General features: G+C 70.8%; 12 protein-coding genes. 2 read left to right on the top strand and 10 right to left on the bottom strand.

Annotation, left to right across the window (positions count from 1 at the left end):
* Positions 1 to 203: 203 nt before the first annotated feature.
* The 7 genes from pheA to AB0E78_RS05935 form a co-directional block, all read right to left on the bottom strand.
* A complete protein-coding gene (gene pheA / locus AB0E78_RS05965; RefSeq protein ID WP_361828827.1) occupies positions 204 to 1139 on the bottom strand; it encodes a prephenate dehydratase in 936 nt (311 codons plus the stop codon).
* Positions 1140 to 1267: 128 nt separating this feature from the next.
* A complete protein-coding gene (gene efeB / locus AB0E78_RS05960) occupies positions 1268 to 2500 on the bottom strand; it encodes an iron uptake transporter deferrochelatase/peroxidase subunit (RefSeq protein ID WP_361828825.1) in 1233 nt (410 codons plus the stop codon).
* Positions 2501 to 2511: 11 nt separating this feature from the next.
* Positions 2512 to 4479 carry a copper resistance protein CopC gene (locus AB0E78_RS05955; protein ID WP_361828823.1) on the bottom strand — a complete coding sequence of 656 codons (1968 nt, stop codon included), beginning with the start codon at positions 4477 to 4479 and terminating at the stop codon, positions 2512 to 2514.
* 14 nt (positions 4480 to 4493) lie between these two features.
* Positions 4494 to 4973, bottom strand: a complete 480-nt coding sequence (locus tag AB0E78_RS05950) for a copper chaperone PCu(A)C (protein ID WP_361828821.1) — start codon at positions 4971 to 4973, stop codon at positions 4494 to 4496.
* Complete coding sequence (locus AB0E78_RS05945; protein WP_361828819.1) at positions 4970 to 5620, bottom strand: SCO family protein; 651 nt, start codon at positions 5618 to 5620, stop codon at positions 4970 to 4972. The genes AB0E78_RS05950 and AB0E78_RS05945 overlap by 4 nt, the downstream gene beginning before the upstream one ends.
* A 79-nt stretch (positions 5621 to 5699) precedes the next feature.
* Positions 5700 to 6431, bottom strand: coding sequence for a YcnI family protein (locus tag AB0E78_RS05940; protein WP_361829523.1), 732 nt, complete (start codon positions 6429 to 6431; stop codon positions 5700 to 5702).
* 190 nt (positions 6432 to 6621) lie between these two features.
* Positions 6622 to 7446 (bottom strand): hypothetical protein, encoded by an 825-nt coding sequence (locus tag AB0E78_RS05935; RefSeq protein WP_361828817.1) that lies wholly within the window; start codon positions 7444 to 7446, stop codon positions 6622 to 6624.
* A 281-nt stretch (positions 7447 to 7727) separates the two neighbouring features.
* Here AB0E78_RS05935 and AB0E78_RS05930 point away from each other — a divergent pair, with 281 nt between their 5' ends.
* A complete protein-coding gene (locus AB0E78_RS05930; RefSeq protein WP_361828815.1) occupies positions 7728 to 8174 on the top strand; it encodes an ATP-binding protein in 447 nt (148 codons plus the stop codon).
* Positions 8175 to 8240: 66 nt separating this feature from the next.
* Here AB0E78_RS05930 and AB0E78_RS05925 read toward each other — a convergent pair whose 3' ends face one another.
* Positions 8241 to 9677 (bottom strand): PLP-dependent aminotransferase family protein, encoded by a 1437-nt coding sequence (locus AB0E78_RS05925; protein WP_361828813.1) that lies wholly within the window; start codon positions 9675 to 9677, stop codon positions 8241 to 8243.
* 47 nt (positions 9678 to 9724) lie between these two features.
* On the opposite strand from AB0E78_RS05925, the gene AB0E78_RS05920 reads away from it, so the two are divergent.
* A complete protein-coding gene (locus AB0E78_RS05920; protein ID WP_361828811.1) occupies positions 9725 to 10246 on the top strand; it encodes a carboxymuconolactone decarboxylase family protein in 522 nt (173 codons plus the stop codon).
* Positions 10247 to 10348: 102 nt separating this feature from the next.
* Here AB0E78_RS05920 and AB0E78_RS05915 read toward each other — a convergent pair whose 3' ends face one another.
* Both AB0E78_RS05915 and AB0E78_RS05910 read right to left on the bottom strand, forming a co-directional pair.
* A complete protein-coding gene (locus AB0E78_RS05915; RefSeq protein ID WP_361828809.1) occupies positions 10349 to 11845 on the bottom strand; it encodes an aminopeptidase P family protein in 1497 nt (498 codons plus the stop codon).
* A gap of 99 nt (positions 11846 to 11944) precedes the next feature.
* A complete protein-coding gene (locus AB0E78_RS05910) occupies positions 11945 to 13378 on the bottom strand; it encodes a PP2C family protein-serine/threonine phosphatase (protein WP_361828807.1) in 1434 nt (477 codons plus the stop codon).
* Positions 13379 to 13795: the final 417 nt, after the last annotated feature.

Here is a 13795-nt window from a genome sequence, read left to right as displayed (position 1 = left end):
TGGGGTGTAGGCCGATTTGTCGACCATGTCGTGCTTCGTTGTCGACTTGTCCCCAGGTCGAGAACGGGACCTGTGGATAACTTTGTGGATAACGTAAATCAGCAGGTAAGACCGCCCGCTGGACTCATCGGTCGGCTCGGACCCGGCAGTCCAGACCGCTCATACTCGGCAGTCCAGACCGTCCGGCCCGGCAGTCAGACCGCTCAGAACCGGCCGTCCTGGCACTGGGTCAGCCAGTCCGACGCCGCAAGGAACTCGCCATCGGTCGTCCCGGGTCGCGGCGCCCGCAGGTCGGCGGGCGACACGCCCGCACGCGGGTACGACCCGAGGAAGCGCACCTGAGGGCAGATCCGCTTGAGGCCCATCAGGGCCTCGCCCACGCGGCGGTCCGTGATGTGACCCTCGGCGTCCACCGAGAAGCAGTAGTTGCCGATGCGCTGGCCGGTGGGCCGCGACTCGATCCGCATCAGGTTGACGCCGCGCACGGCGAACTCCTGGAGCAGTTCGAGCAGGGCGCCGGGGTGGTCGTCGCCCAGCCAGATGACCACCGAGGTCTTGTCCGCGCCGGTCGGCGCCGCGGGGCGGGCCGGGCGGCCGACCAGGACGAAGCGGGTCTCGGCGGTCGCCGCGTCGTGGATCTCGCTGACCAGCGGTTCCAGGCCGTACGTCGCCGCCGCGAACTCGCCCGCGAAGGCCGCGTCGAAGCGTCCCTCCTGGACCAGGCGCGCGCCGTCCGCGTTCGAGGCCGCCGACTCCCACAGGGCGTCCGGCAGATTCGCGGCCAGCCAGTTGCGGACCTGGGGCTGGGCCACGGGGTGGCCGGTCACCGTCTTGATGTCCTTGAGCTGCGTGCCGGGCCGTACGAGCAGCGCGAAGGCGATCGGCAGGACGACCTCGCGGTAGATCATCAGGGGCTCGCCCTTGGCGAGTTCGTCGACGGTGGTGGTGACGCCGCCCTCGACGGAGTTCTCGATCGGCACCAGCGCCGCTGCCGCGTCGCCGCCGCGGACCGCGTCCAGCGCGGCCGGCACGGACACCATCGGGACGAGCTCCCTGGTGGCCGCTTCCGGGAGCGTGCGGAGGGCGGCCTCGGTGAAGGTGCCCTCGGGGCCGAGATAGGTGTAGCGCATCGCCGACATACCGTCACCCTAATGGCCCGTACGTGGCACGGCTCACGCGTCTCACGGAGCGGCGCCCGCCCCACGTACCCATGCTCGAACCCTCGTGCGGGAGGCCGGAAGAACCCTCGTGCGGGAGGGCGTAAGCACTACGCCTCCAGCAGCCGCTGCCCCACGTACTCGCCCTTCGCGGCCCCGCCCGGCACCGCGAAGAGCCCGCTCGCCTCGTGCCGGATGAACTCCGACAGCGCGTCCCCGCGGTCGAGCTTGCGCTGCACCGGCACGAAGCCGCGCAGCGGGTCCGCCTGCCAGCACACGAAGAGCAGGCCCGCGTCCGGCTCCCCGCCCTTGTCGAAGCCGTCGTGGTACGAGAACGGGCGGCGCAGCATCGCGGAGCCGCCGTTCTGGTCGGGCCGGGTGATGCGGGAGTGGGCGTTGAGGGCGATGACGTACTTGCCGTCCGGGCCCGCCTTCTCCAGCTTCGGCTCGGTGGTCTCCGTACCGCCGGTCAGCGGTGAGCCGTCCGACTTGTGACGGCCGATGACCGCCTCCTGATCCCCCACCCCGAGCTTCTCCCAGTCGTCCAGGAGCATCCGGATACGGCGTACGACGACATACGAGCCGCCGGCCATCCACGACGGGTCACCCTCGGCGGGCACGTAGATCCGCCGGTCGAAGTCGTCCTCCGACGGCTTCGGGTTGTTCGTGCCGTCGATCTGGCCCATCAGATTGCGCGTCGTCATGGGGTGCGCGGTCGCGCCCGGCGAGCGGTTGAAGCCGTTCATCTGCCAGCGCACCCGCGCCGCGTCGCCCGCCTCCTTCTGGAGCGCGCGCAGCGCGTGAAAGGCGACGAGCGGGTCGTTCGCGCCGATCTGCACCCACAGATCGCCGTCGCTGCGCGTCTTGTCGAGGTGGTCGGACGAGAAGTCCGGCAGCGGGTCGAGCGCCGACGGGCGCTGCTTCTCCAGGCCGGTGCGCCCGAAGAAGCTGTGACCGAAGCCGAAGGTGACGGTCAACGACGACGGGCCCGCGTCCCGGGCGACATCCGTGTCCTCGCCCGCAGCGGCCTTGCCCGCCATCAGCCGCTCGGCCGTCGCCGACCAGCGGCGCAGCAGGGCCGCCGCCTCCTTGCGGCCCGCGCCCGCCGACAGGTCGAAGGCGATCAGATGGCCGCGGGACTGGACGGGCGTGGTGATGCCGGGCTGATGTTTCCCGTGAAACATGACCGTGTCCGCGCCAAGGGACGCCAGCGACGCCGCCTTCTCGGGGGTGTCCGAGGGCGCCGCGGCATACCCGGCCGCACCGCCCGCCGCGCCGAGCGCGAGACCGGTGGCGCCCGCGGTGCCGAGCAGCCGCCGCCTCGAAATCCCGTTGTCCGCCATGGTGGTTCCGTTCAGCCGATCTGCACGTTCTTGTTCACGGTCACTTGGTCGATGTCGGAGGTGCGCACCGTCAGCGCGACCTTCCAGTTGCCCGCCATCGGGATCTGCACCCCGCTCGCGCTCCAGTGTCCGGTGGCGATGTGGTCGGGGGCGACGGGCAGCGGCCCGACGTCCTTCGACTTGAGGGTGAACGAGACCTTCACCTCGGGGATGTCGAACGCGCTGCCGTTCGGGCGCTTCACGAAGATGTGCATCTCGTTGCTGCCGGTGCGGCCCGGGTCCAGGTCGAGCTGCACGGTGCCCTTGCCGTCGTCGGAGCCCGTGTCGAAGGGGATCTTGAGGGTGAGCGGGCCGGACCGCTGTGCGGCGGCGGCCGTCTTCGAAGCCGCCGCTTCCTCCTCCGTGCGGCCGGGCTCGGTGGAGGTGAGGATCGTGGTGACGGCGAGCAGGACGACGGCGACGCCCGCCTCGGCGAGCACGGAGCGCCGCAGGCCGGACCGGTTCGGGTCGGCGTCGCGGATCCGCTTCTCGCGGGCGGTGCTCATGGCGGCCTGTTGGCGGGCGAGCTGGGCGGAACGCTTGGCGTCCGTTCCGGCGCCTCCGGCGGGCACCGTCACCGGCTTCTTCTCGACGCGCTTGGCCCCCGCGTGCTTCTCCGCACGCTTCTCGACGACGGCCGCCGCGGCGGCCTCCGGCGCCATGTCGCCCGCCTGGCCCGCGATCCGCCCCGTCCAGCGCCGGGAGATCCAGGCGATGCCGACGAGGACGGCCACCAGGCCGACCTTGATCAGGAGCAGCTGTCCGTACCGCGTACCGGTGAGCGCCGACCAGGAGCCGACCTGCCGCCACGACTGGTAGAGCCCGGTCGCGGCGAGGGCGACGACGCTGCAGAACGCCACGCGCGAGAAGCGCCGTACCGCCCCGGCCTCCATCGACGGCCCGAAGTAGAGGGCGACGACGAGCGCCGCGAGCCCGCCGAGCCAGGCGGCGACGGCGAGCAGGTGCACGACGTCCACGGGCATCGCGAGACCGGCCTGGATGCCGGTCGACGCGTGCTCGGCCATGGCCCAGGTCGCGCCGAGTCCGACGGCGACGACACCTCCGCCGACCGCGAGCCCGAAGGTGAGGTCCTTGCGCTCCTTGGGGTCGGTCCGCTTCTCGTACGCACCGAAGAGCACCGCGATGAAGAGCGCGGCGGCGGCGAGCAGCAGCAGCCGTGAGACCAGCGCGGCTCCCGTCTTCGTCTGGAGCACGTCGCCGAGCTTGGCCATGTCGAAGGCGTCGGCGATCTTGCCCGACCCGGTGTAGGGCGCGCGGAGCAGCAGCATCACGAGGGTGGATGCGGTGAGCGTGACCCAGCCGGACACCACGAGACGCTGCACGGGGCGTACGCCGGCGCCACGCGGCCAGCAGCCGAGCACGAAGGCGGCCCCTCCGACGACGAGAATGAAACCGGCGTACGAGAGGTAGCGGGCGAAGCCGTAGAGCCCGCCGACGAATCCGCCGCCCACTTCCTGGTCCGGCAGCGCGACCTTCGTGTCGGACGGCGCGCCCACGGAGAAGGTGTAGGCCCCGGAGATGGGGTGGCTGTCGGCGGAGACGACCTGGTAGGCGACGGTGAAGGTGCCGTCGGGCAGCCCCTTGTGCAGTGGCACGCCGTACGTGTTGGAGCCGAGGTCGGTGGTCTTGCCGGTATCGACGCGCTTGCCGGCCGGGTCGAGCACCCGTACGGAACCGTCGGACATGGCGACCTTCTCGGAGAAGGTCAGCGATACGCGGGCGGGCGCCGTGTCGACCACCGCCCCCTGCTTGGGGTCGCTGCCCGTCAGCGCGGCATGGGCGGAAACGGGTGCCGCCGTGGCCAGCAGGGCGCCGAGGAAGACGGCGACGACGAGCAGGAGCCGTCCGGCGCCGGGGGTTATCCCGAAGCGCGCGGCGGCCCCGGAGCGAGCTCCACAGCGGGGAGCGATGGTCTGCATCAGCGATCAGTCCCTCAGTGCGACGCGTGCTTGCCGGGCTTGGGGTTGTACGTGGCGGCCTTCACCGGAACCTCAATGTCGATCGGTTCCGACTTCTCGAAGTGCAGCGTCACGGCGACCTTGTCGCCCTGCTTCGGCTTGTGCTTGAGCTCCTCGAACATGAGGTGGTTGCCGCCCCGCGCGAAGTCGAGCTCGCCGTTCGCGGGTACGTCGAACGACTTCTGCTCCTTCATCGCGCTGCCCTTGGTGCTGTGCAGCGTGACCTTCTGCGCGAGGGAGCTGGTCACCGAGGTGAGCTTGTCGGCGCCGCCCTTGTTCGTGACGGTGAAGAACCCGGAGGCCATGGTGTCCATGACGGGCTCGGGCATGAAGGCGCCGGCGACCTTGAGTTCGGGCTTGTCCGATGCCTTGTCGGCCGACGCGTCCGAGCAGCCGGCGAGGGCGAGCCCCGCCGTCAGCGCCAGGGCGCCGCCGGTGAGAATGCGGCGGTTCACGGAGTCGCTCCCTTGACGATCTTGGGGAGGTCCTTGGTGTAGTCGTCCACGGTGGTGTCCTCGCCGTAGAGGACGTATCCGGCGTCGGTCTTCGGCGAGAACGCGATGACCTGCGTGCCGTGCATCGAGACGACCTTGCCCTTCTCCTTCTTGGAGGGCTCGATGCTGATGCCGAGGGTGCGGGCGCTGCCCTGGATGGTGTCGAAGTCACCGGTCAGACCGATGAAGTCGGTGTCCTGGGACTTGAGCCACTTGCCGAGGGCTTCGGGGGTGTCCCGCTTGGGGTCGGTGGTCACGAAGACGACCTGGAGCTTGTCCTGTTCGGCCTTGGGCAGCTGCTTCTTGGCGACGGCGATGTTGCTCATCGTCAGGGGGCAGACGTCGGGGCAGTTGGTGTAGCCGAAGTAGATGAGCGTCGGCTTGCCCTTGGTCTCGGCGCGCAGGTCGTACTTCTTGCCGTGCGTGTCCGTGAGGACGAGGTCCGGCTTCTCGAAGGGCTTGTCGAGGATGGTCGCGGCCTTGTCGCCGTTGGACTCGACGGAGACGTCCGCGACGGGCTTCTTGCCGTCGTCACCGCTGCCGCAGGCGGACAGGGTGAGGGTGGCCGCGGCCAGCATGGCGGCGGCGAGCAGCTTCTTCTTGCGCATACGAAAATGTCCCAGATGTGAGGGGGCCCGGGCGCATCGGGGGCGGTCGTAACGCCCCCGATGCGGCCCGAAGGGTGGCTCAGCTGTTGGCGCGCCGACGACCGGCGAGCACGCCGAACGCCACACCGGCGGCGCCGACGACGATGCCGACGATGCCGAGGACGCGGGCGGTGGAGTCGCTGCTGTCGGAGGAGGCGGCGGACTCGCTCTTGTCGTCCGACGTGGCGTCTTCCTTGGCGTCGTCGTGAGACGCGGCGGCGCCGTGGCCGTCCTCGGACGCGGCGGTCAGGGCGAGGGCGGGCGCCGGGTGCTCCGGCTCCTCCTGGCCCTTCTGCTGCGGCTCGATCCAGCGGACGACGTCCTTGTTGTCGTACGTCTGGACGGCCTTGAAGACGAGCTCGTCCGCGTCCTCGGGCAGCGCGCCGATGGAGAGCGGGAACTTCTGGAAGGTGCCCGGCCGGACACCCTTGCCGTCGGCGGTCCAGGTGACCTTGGAGACGGCCTCGTCGATCTTCTCGCCGTGCATCTCGAGCGGCTTGTCGAGCTTCGTCTTGGTGACCTTCGCGGTCCAGCCGGGGATGTCCTGCGTCATGACGGAGGCGAGCGGGTGGTCCTTGGGGAAGGAGACCTCGAGCTTGTTGGTCGAGGCGTCGTCCATCTCGTTCGGGACCTTGAAGTTGACCGTGGCGTAGCCGCCCTTGGCGGCCTGGCCCTCGGCCGTGACGCTGACGTGCGCGAAGGCGGGGACGGAGAGCAGCAGGACGGCGGAGGCGGCGACGCCACCGACGACGGAGACGCGGGAGGCCTTCACGGTGGACAGCGCAGACAGAACAGACATGGCGGAACACTCCACTTTCAGCGGTGGTGGTCAGCGGTGCCGACGAGATCGGCGGCGGTGACCGGGGAGAGTGCGCGCGGCAACGAACCGAGCGGGCACGCGCGCGTGGATGCCGCCGGGCGTGAGGCACCTCTCCGTAGTGCTGCGGTAGGAGTGCGTCGCGTCAGGCAGCGAGTGCGAGTGCGGCGGAGGCCGGCGGCCCTCGCCTGATCACCGTGTGCTGGAGCGCGGAGGTGTGCGGCTTCGGTGGTCCGAAGAAGGCCGTACGGGGCGCGCGGAGATCCGCGTCGGGCGCTCCGGGAAGTCCGGCGCGGAGGGCGCATACGAGGGCGAGCGCGCCGCGCAGGGAACGAATGAGAGCCCCCTCGGCGACTCCATACGCCCCGTGCGCCGAGAGCCGCACGAGTCGGAGCAGCGCGATGTCGCCGCGGCGCAGCAGCCATCCGGCGGTCACGGCGGCGAGTACGTGCCCCAGGAGCATGGGAAGCGACGGGAGCAGCGACATGGAGCCCATCGCCGAGTCCGCCGCCGTGGTGGCCGGGGAGCTGTGGTGGAGGGCGTGGCCGGTGGCCCCGCCGCCCGGCTCCACGCCGGCCGTCGTCAGGATCCGGTGGGCCTGGGCGGGGCTGATGCTGGCGGCGCCGGCCCCGCACACGATGCGCGCGGCCCGCTCCATCAGGGAGGGGTCAGTGGACGCCACCGCCGTGCTCCCGTGCTGCCCGGCTCCGAAGAGCGCGTGCAGTCCCACCTGCCCGGCAGCGAGCAGGGCGGCGATGCCCGGCAGTGACCGCTCACGCCCGGCGAGCGGTGCCGCGAGGGCGAAAACGGCGAGGAATCCGACGCCGAGCGTCCACAGCGGGACGGCGGCGCAGGAAGCGAGCACATGGCCCCCGGCGGACAGCACGACGCAGAGCACGGCGAACACCGCGGCTCTCAGCAGCCGGAGGTCTACTCCGGTGCGCGTTTCGTGCGGGTGGGGGGCAGTCATGGCCGGAACATCATTGCACTGGGCTTACCCGCCTCATACGGCAGGTCCGCAAGCTCCCATGGATGCCGATGAGTGCCGATGAGTGCCGATCGGTGTCCGTCGGCCACGAATGGGCGCCTTTGGGCGGGGGCCCGAAAGTGGCTCGTGAGAGGCGTGTCTACACCGTCCCGAGCCATCCGCGCGTCCGCCGTATGGGCGGCATCACTTCAACTACGCGCTTACACACGGGCGCTTGCGGCAATACGTATCGGTATGTCGAGCCGCGGCCAGGAGGCTGGAGCATGAGCATGTGGTGGTCTCTCCATTTGCGGCGCGAAGCTGCGAGCGTCCCGCTGGCCCGCCGCTTGCTGATGGGCACGATGGAGACCGCGGGGGTGGATCCCGACGTCTCGTACGACCTGTCGGTGGCGCTCAGCGAGGCCTGTGCCAACGCGGTGGAGCACGGTGGAGCGGCGGTGCCTCCCGAGGGGGCGGCCGGGGCCTATCGGGTGACGGCGTACCTGGACGGCGAGAAGTGCCATATCGAAGTGGCCGACTCCGGCCCGGGATTCGTCCCCGTCGCGCAGCCCGCATCCGACAGCGCCGAACACGGACGCGGGCTGTACCTCATCCAGGAGCTCGCCGATCACGTCCACTTCGGCAACGAGCCGGGGGGCAGGGGCGGCGCGGTGATCAGCTTCGACAAGATCCTCAAGTGGCGCGAGGACGCACCGCTCGTCACGGCCTGAGCACCCTTCCAACGCTGTAGAAGCCCCATCTGGTCTCCCGGGGGTCTGCCGGGCCCTCTTCCCCGCTCAGCCGGGCGGCAGTGCCCTGCACAGGGCCTCCAGTGCCGCTCCGTAGGCGTGCTCCGGAGGCGTGGAGTAGCCGACGACCAGGCCGTCGGGCGCGGGCATCGTGGCCTCCGGGTGGCGGAAACCGGCGAGGCCCTCCAGTGCGAGGCCCTGCCAGGCGGCTGCCTTGGCCGTGGACTGTTCGGTGCCGGGCGGCAGCCGCAGGACGGCGTGCAGGCCGGCGGCGACGCCGGTCGGGCTGATGTGCGGGGCGTGCGTGGCGAGGGCGATGACGAGCTGGTCGCGGCGGTTGCGGTAGCGCTGACGCATGCGGCGGATGTGCCGGTCGTAGTGGCCCGACTCGATCAGATCGGCGAGCGTGAGCTGGTCGATGACACTGGCCCACGCCTCGCGTTCGCCCTTCGCCGCGAGCACTCCGTCGATGAGGTGTTCGGGCAGAACAAGCCACCCGAGGCGCACTCCCGGAGAGAGGCTCTTGCTGACCGAGCCCATGTAGACGACGCGTTCGGGATCCAGGCCCTGTACGGCGCCCACCGGCTCCCTGTCGTAGCGGAACTCGCCGTCGTAGTCGTCCTCCAGGACGAGGCCGTCGCGGGCGCGCGCCCAGTCGATCACCGCCGTGCGCCGGGTCGGGTGCAGCGGGCCGCCGGTCGGGAACTGGTGTGCGGGCGTGAGCAGTACACCCCGGACTCGCTGACTTTCGGTCAACTCCTCGATCCGGGCGCCCTTTTCGTCGAGGCCGAGCGGAACCGTCCGTACGCCCGCGGTCGCGAGGATCGACCGATGAAAGCCGAGGCCGTACGACTCCACGGCCAGCGGCCCGCGCAGCATTCCGCCGCCCCCGGCCCCGAACAGCAGCCGCAGGGCGTGCGCGAAGCCGGAGCAGACCACGATCCGCTCCGGGTCGGTGCGCACTCCGCGGGCGCGCCCCAGGTATCCGGCGAGCGCCCGGCGCAGCTCGACGCGCCCCTGTGGGTCACCCGGCCCGAAGGCCTCGTTCGGCGCGGAGTTGAGGGCACGCCGGGCCGCGGCGAGCCAGGCGGTACGCGGGAAGGAGGCGGCGTCCGGCTGGCCCTGGCGCAGGTCGTACGCGGGCGGGGCGGGTGTCGCGGGCCGGGTGGGGGCCCGCTTGGGGACGCGGGTGCGCGCGGGAGGCGCCGCCCGGTCGGCCACCCGGGTGCCGGAACCCTGCCGTGCGGTCAGCCAGCCCTCGGCGACCAGCTCGGCGTACGCGTCGGCGACGGTGTTGCGGGCGATGCCCAGATCGGCGGCGAGGGAGCGGTAGGGCGGAAGCCGTGTCCCCGGAGCGAGCCGCCCCTCGCGCACGGCGTCCCGCAGCGCACGGATGAGGACGGCACGGCGGCCACCCGCTCCGGAGAGCTCCAGGTGTAGGTCACTCCCGATGCGCTCGGCCAAATTGACCCATGATTCCGCCATGGGAATGCACCCTATCGAAGGTCTATCCCACCCGTAGATTCATGGTCATGACGAACAACGAGAACGCCACGCAGACCACCGCCCAGGCCGCCGCACGGACCCTCGCCCCCGCCCCCACCCCCGCTCCCCGCCTCAACTTCGCCAAGGCCGCCCCCAAGGCCTTCAAGGCCGTGATCGGACTCGACGCCGCCGCCCGAGACGGTCTCGACCCGGCCCTGGTCGAGCTGATCCAGATCCGCGCCTCCCTGCTCAACGGCTGCGCGTACTGCCTCCACATGCACACCTCCGACGCGCGCAAGGCGGGCGAGGACGAGGCGCGGCTGCACATGGTCGGCGTATGGCGCGAGGCCAGGAACTTCTTCACGGAGAAGGAGCAGGCGGCCCTCGACCTGACCGAGGCCGTCACGCTCGTCCACCGGGGCGGCATCCCGGACGACGTCTACGCCCGCGCGGCGGCGCACTTCGACGAGACGGAGCTGGGCCACGTCCTGGCCCTGATCTTCACCATCAACACCTGGAACCGCATAGCCCTGAGCACCGCCAAGGTGGCGGGCGAGGACGAGCGCTAGGTCCCTGGGAGACGACCGCATGGCCCCGGAAACGCGAAACCGGGCCCCTTCCTAAAGAAGAGGCCCGGTCCGGCAGGTCGCGGCAGATCAGATCACGGACGATCAGCCCTTGAGCTCGGCCATCCACGCCTCGACGTCATCGGCACGCCGCGGCAGCGAAGCCGACAGGTTCTTGTTGCCGTCGGCCGTCACGAGGATGTCGTCCTCGATCCGCACGCCGATGCCGCGGTACTCCTCCGGCACCGTCAGGTCGTCCGCCTGGAAGTACAGACCGGGCTCGACGGTCAGGCACATGCCGGGCTCCAGGACACCGTCGGCGTACGTCTCTCGGCGCGCGGCCGCGCAGTCGTGGACATCCATGCCGAGCATGTGGCCGGTGCCGTGCAGGGTCCAGCGGCGCTGGAGGCCCAGCTCCAGGACACGCTCGACCGGGCCCTCGACGAGGCCCCACTCCACGAGCTTCTCGGCGAGCACACGCTGCGCGGCGTCGTGGAAGTCGCGGTACTTGGCGCCGGGCCGCACGGCCGCGATACCGGCCTCCTGGGCCTCGTACACGGCGTCGTAGATCTTCCGCTGGAGCTCGTTGAAGCGGCCGTTGATCGGCAGTGTCCGCGTCACGTCGGCGGTGTAGTACGTGTGCGTCTCCACACCGGCGTCGAGGAGCAGCAGCTCCCCGGAGCGCACGGCGCCGTCGTTGCGCACCCAGTGCAGCGTCGTGGCGTGCGGGCCTGCGGCACAGATGGAGCCGTAGCCGATGTCGTTGCCGTCGACGCGGGCGCGCAGGAAGAACGTGCCCTCGATGTAGCGCTCGCTGGTCGCCTCGGCCTTGTCCAGGACCCGTACGACGTCCTCGAAGCCGCGCGCCGTCGCGTCGCACGCCTTCTGCAGCTCGCCGACTTCAAACTCGTCCTTGACCAGACGGGCCTCGGAGAGGAAGACGCGCAGCTCCTCGTCGCGCTCGGCGGTGACCTTGTCGGTCAGCGCGGCCTCGATGCCGGCGTCGTAGCCGCGGACGGCACGGACGGAACCGGTCGCCTCGCGCAGGTGTTCGGCCAGCTCGCGCACGTCGGACGCGGGGATGCCGTACAGCGTCTCGGCCTCGGTGAGGGAGTGCCGGCGGCCGACCCACAGCTCACCCTGGCCGTCCAGCCAGAACTCGCCGTTCTCGCGGTTGGAGCGCGGCAGCAGGTAGATGGTGGCCTCGTGGCCGCTCGTGCCGTCCGCGAAGTCCGTCGGCTCCAGGACGAGGACGCCGTCCTCGGTCTGGTTGCCGGTCAGGTACGCGTACTCGACGGAGGCGCGGAAGGCGTACTCCGTGTCGTTCGAGCGGGTCTTGAGGTTGCCCGCGGGGATCACGAGACGCTCGCCCGGGAAGCGCGCGGAGAGCGCGGCACGGCGGGCGGCGGTGTGCGCGGTCTGGGCGATCGGCTGCAGGTCGTGCAGCTCCGTGTCGGCCCAGCCGGACTTCATGTTCTCGGCGAGCTCGTCGGAGACTCCCGGGTACAGGCCGTTCTTGCGCTGCTTGATCGGCTCTTCCTCGGACTCGATCTCCAGGTCTTCCGGGATCTCCGGGTTCTCCGGATTGAGCTCCTCCGACACGATCTGCCTCCTATGTACGACACTGGGCCCCCTCCATCGTACGGGCGTACGGAAGGGGTCCCAGAGCCAGAAGGCCCATTACATGGCGTATCGCGGGAGTCACTCGAAACGGGCCGCGAGGAGAACCACGTCCTCGTCGCTGTCGGCCGTGTCGAGCCCGTCCGGCAGCACCGTCCGCAGGATGTGATCGACGAGCGCGTCCGGATCGTCGCGCACCGTCTTCGGCACCCCGGCCGCCGCCGCGTGCAGCCGCGCGAAGGCCCGGTCCATCGGGTCACCGGTGCGGTGCAGCAGGCCGTCCGTATAGAGAAGCACCGTTTCTCCCGGCTCCGTCCTGAACTCCACGCTGGGTGCCTCCCAGCACGCGAGCATCCCCAGCGGCGCCGACAGCGACGTCTCCACGAACTCCGTGCGCCGCTCGCCGATCACCAGCGGCGGGCTGTGTCCGGCACCGGCCAGGATGATCTTGCGCTGGGCCGGCTCGCAGTACGCGAAGAGAGCCGTCGCCGAACGGGCCGGTTCGGTGAGCCGCAGCAGCAGCTCCAGATCGGACAGTACGGCGACGGGGTCCTCGCCCTCCATGACGGCATACGCCCGCAAGGAGGCCCGCAGGCGCCCCATCGCGGCCACGGCGCTCGGCCCGGACCCGGTGACGGACCCGGCCGCGAGACCGAGCGCGACGTCGGGCAGCGGCAGCGCGTCGAACCAGTCGCCGCCTCCGAGCGCGCAGGTGCGGTGCCGCGCGGCGAGCTGCACCCCGGCGACCCGCGGCAGACGCGAGGGCAGCAGCTCCTCGCGCAGGGTGGTCTCCGTCGTGCGGGCACGGTCCAGTTCGAGCAGCCGCGCCAGGTGCTCGGCGGCCTGGCGCACGTAGAGGCCGACGAGGTGGCGCTGACGCTCGCCGGGCTCCGCGGGCTCGTCGTACAGCCAGACTGCGGCGCCGATCCGGCCCGCGGCCTCGCTGGACAGGGGCAGCGCGTACGTCGCGGCGTAACCGAGCCGGACGGCGACCTCGCGGTGACGGGGGTCGAGGCTGCTGTCGGCGAGCAGGTCGGCGTTGACGATCTCGGTCCCGGCGCCCGGGGGCGTGGGCGGCGCGTCGAGCAGCCGCCCGAAGGCGGTGGCGGCGCGGGGGACCGTCTCGATGTGGCCGAGGTCGGCACGGGTGACGCCCAGGCCGACGGTGGTGTCGGGGCCGATCCCGTCCGCGGGCTCGAGGACGAGCAGGCCGCGGCGCGCGCCGACGAGGGCGGCTCCGGCGTGCAGCAGTTCGTGCAGGGCTTCGTCGAGGGTGGCCGTGCGCGCCAGGCGTTCGGTGAGCTCCTGCAGGGTGGTCAGATCGGAGATCCAGCCCGCGAGCCGGTCCTGGATCATGAGGGTCGGTGCGGCCTTGGCCTGTGGGGCTGGCGCGACAGTGTGGGCTGGTGGCGGAACAGTTGAATCGATTCCGGCCACTTTCGGGAGGTGCGGAGCGTTCATGGCTGACGGCTTTCCGGCCGGTGCGTATTGCTCAATAGCATCGCAAACCCCCATGTCATTCTGCGCCGCTAGCAATGTTCTCCACATCTACACGCACTGGTTAGGGGATGTCCAGCATTGTCCAGCTGGGATTCCTGGTGTCCGTGGGAATTCTGTGACGTATCGCGATCTTGGTAACTTGGCTCAAAAGTGCCTGAGGCGACGGCCTATTGCGATCGACTGGGATTGTTCAACAAGGGGTACTCCCGAGCCCTCAGGCACGGGAGGCGCGTCACAGCGGCCGTGATGGGTACGTACTCGGTGATGACCAGGGGCAGTTGAGATCAGCCCGGAACCTGGTGACGGACCCGGGCGTCTTAACTCACGACGACCGTGCCCCATCCTCCCGTGGGGGAGGCGGCGAGAAGCACGCGGGACAGCAAACGCCAGGCACCGCCACCCCACGCCACGCTAACGCTCGGCCCTTCGGGG

The organism is Streptomyces sp. NPDC032198 (genome assembly GCF_040636975.1).
Classification (GTDB): Bacteria; Actinomycetota; Actinomycetes; order Streptomycetales; family Streptomycetaceae; genus Streptomyces.
This window is presented reverse-complemented; position numbering and strand designations above follow the sequence as displayed.

What these genes read in the sequence shown, in the direction of transcription:
- pheA (WP_361828827.1), bottom strand. Translation starts at nt 1,139, where the DNA reads ATGTCGGCGATGCGCTACACCTATCTCGGCCCCGAGGGCACCTTCACC.
- efeB (WP_361828825.1), bottom strand. Translation starts at nt 2,500, where the DNA reads ATGGCGGACAACGGGATTTCGAGGCGGCGGCTGCTCGGCACCGCGGGC.
- AB0E78_RS05955 (WP_361828823.1), bottom strand. Translation starts at nt 4,479, where the DNA reads ATGCAGACCATCGCTCCCCGCTGTGGAGCTCGCTCCGGGGCCGCCGCG.
- AB0E78_RS05945 (WP_361828819.1), bottom strand. Translation starts at nt 5,620, where the DNA reads ATGCGCAAGAAGAAGCTGCTCGCCGCCGCCATGCTGGCCGCGGCCACC.
- AB0E78_RS05935 (WP_361828817.1), bottom strand. Translation starts at nt 7,446, where the DNA reads ATGACTGCCCCCCACCCGCACGAAACGCGCACCGGAGTAGACCTCCGG.
- AB0E78_RS05930 (WP_361828815.1), top strand. Translation starts at nt 7,728, where the DNA reads ATGAGCATGTGGTGGTCTCTCCATTTGCGGCGCGAAGCTGCGAGCGTC.
- AB0E78_RS05925 (WP_361828813.1), bottom strand. Translation starts at nt 9,677, where the DNA reads ATGGCGGAATCATGGGTCAATTTGGCCGAGCGCATCGGGAGTGACCTA.
- AB0E78_RS05920 (WP_361828811.1), top strand. Translation starts at nt 9,725, where the DNA reads ATGACGAACAACGAGAACGCCACGCAGACCACCGCCCAGGCCGCCGCA.
- AB0E78_RS05910 (WP_361828807.1), bottom strand. Translation starts at nt 13,378, where the DNA reads ATGGGGGTTTGCGATGCTATTGAGCAATACGCACCGGCCGGAAAGCCG.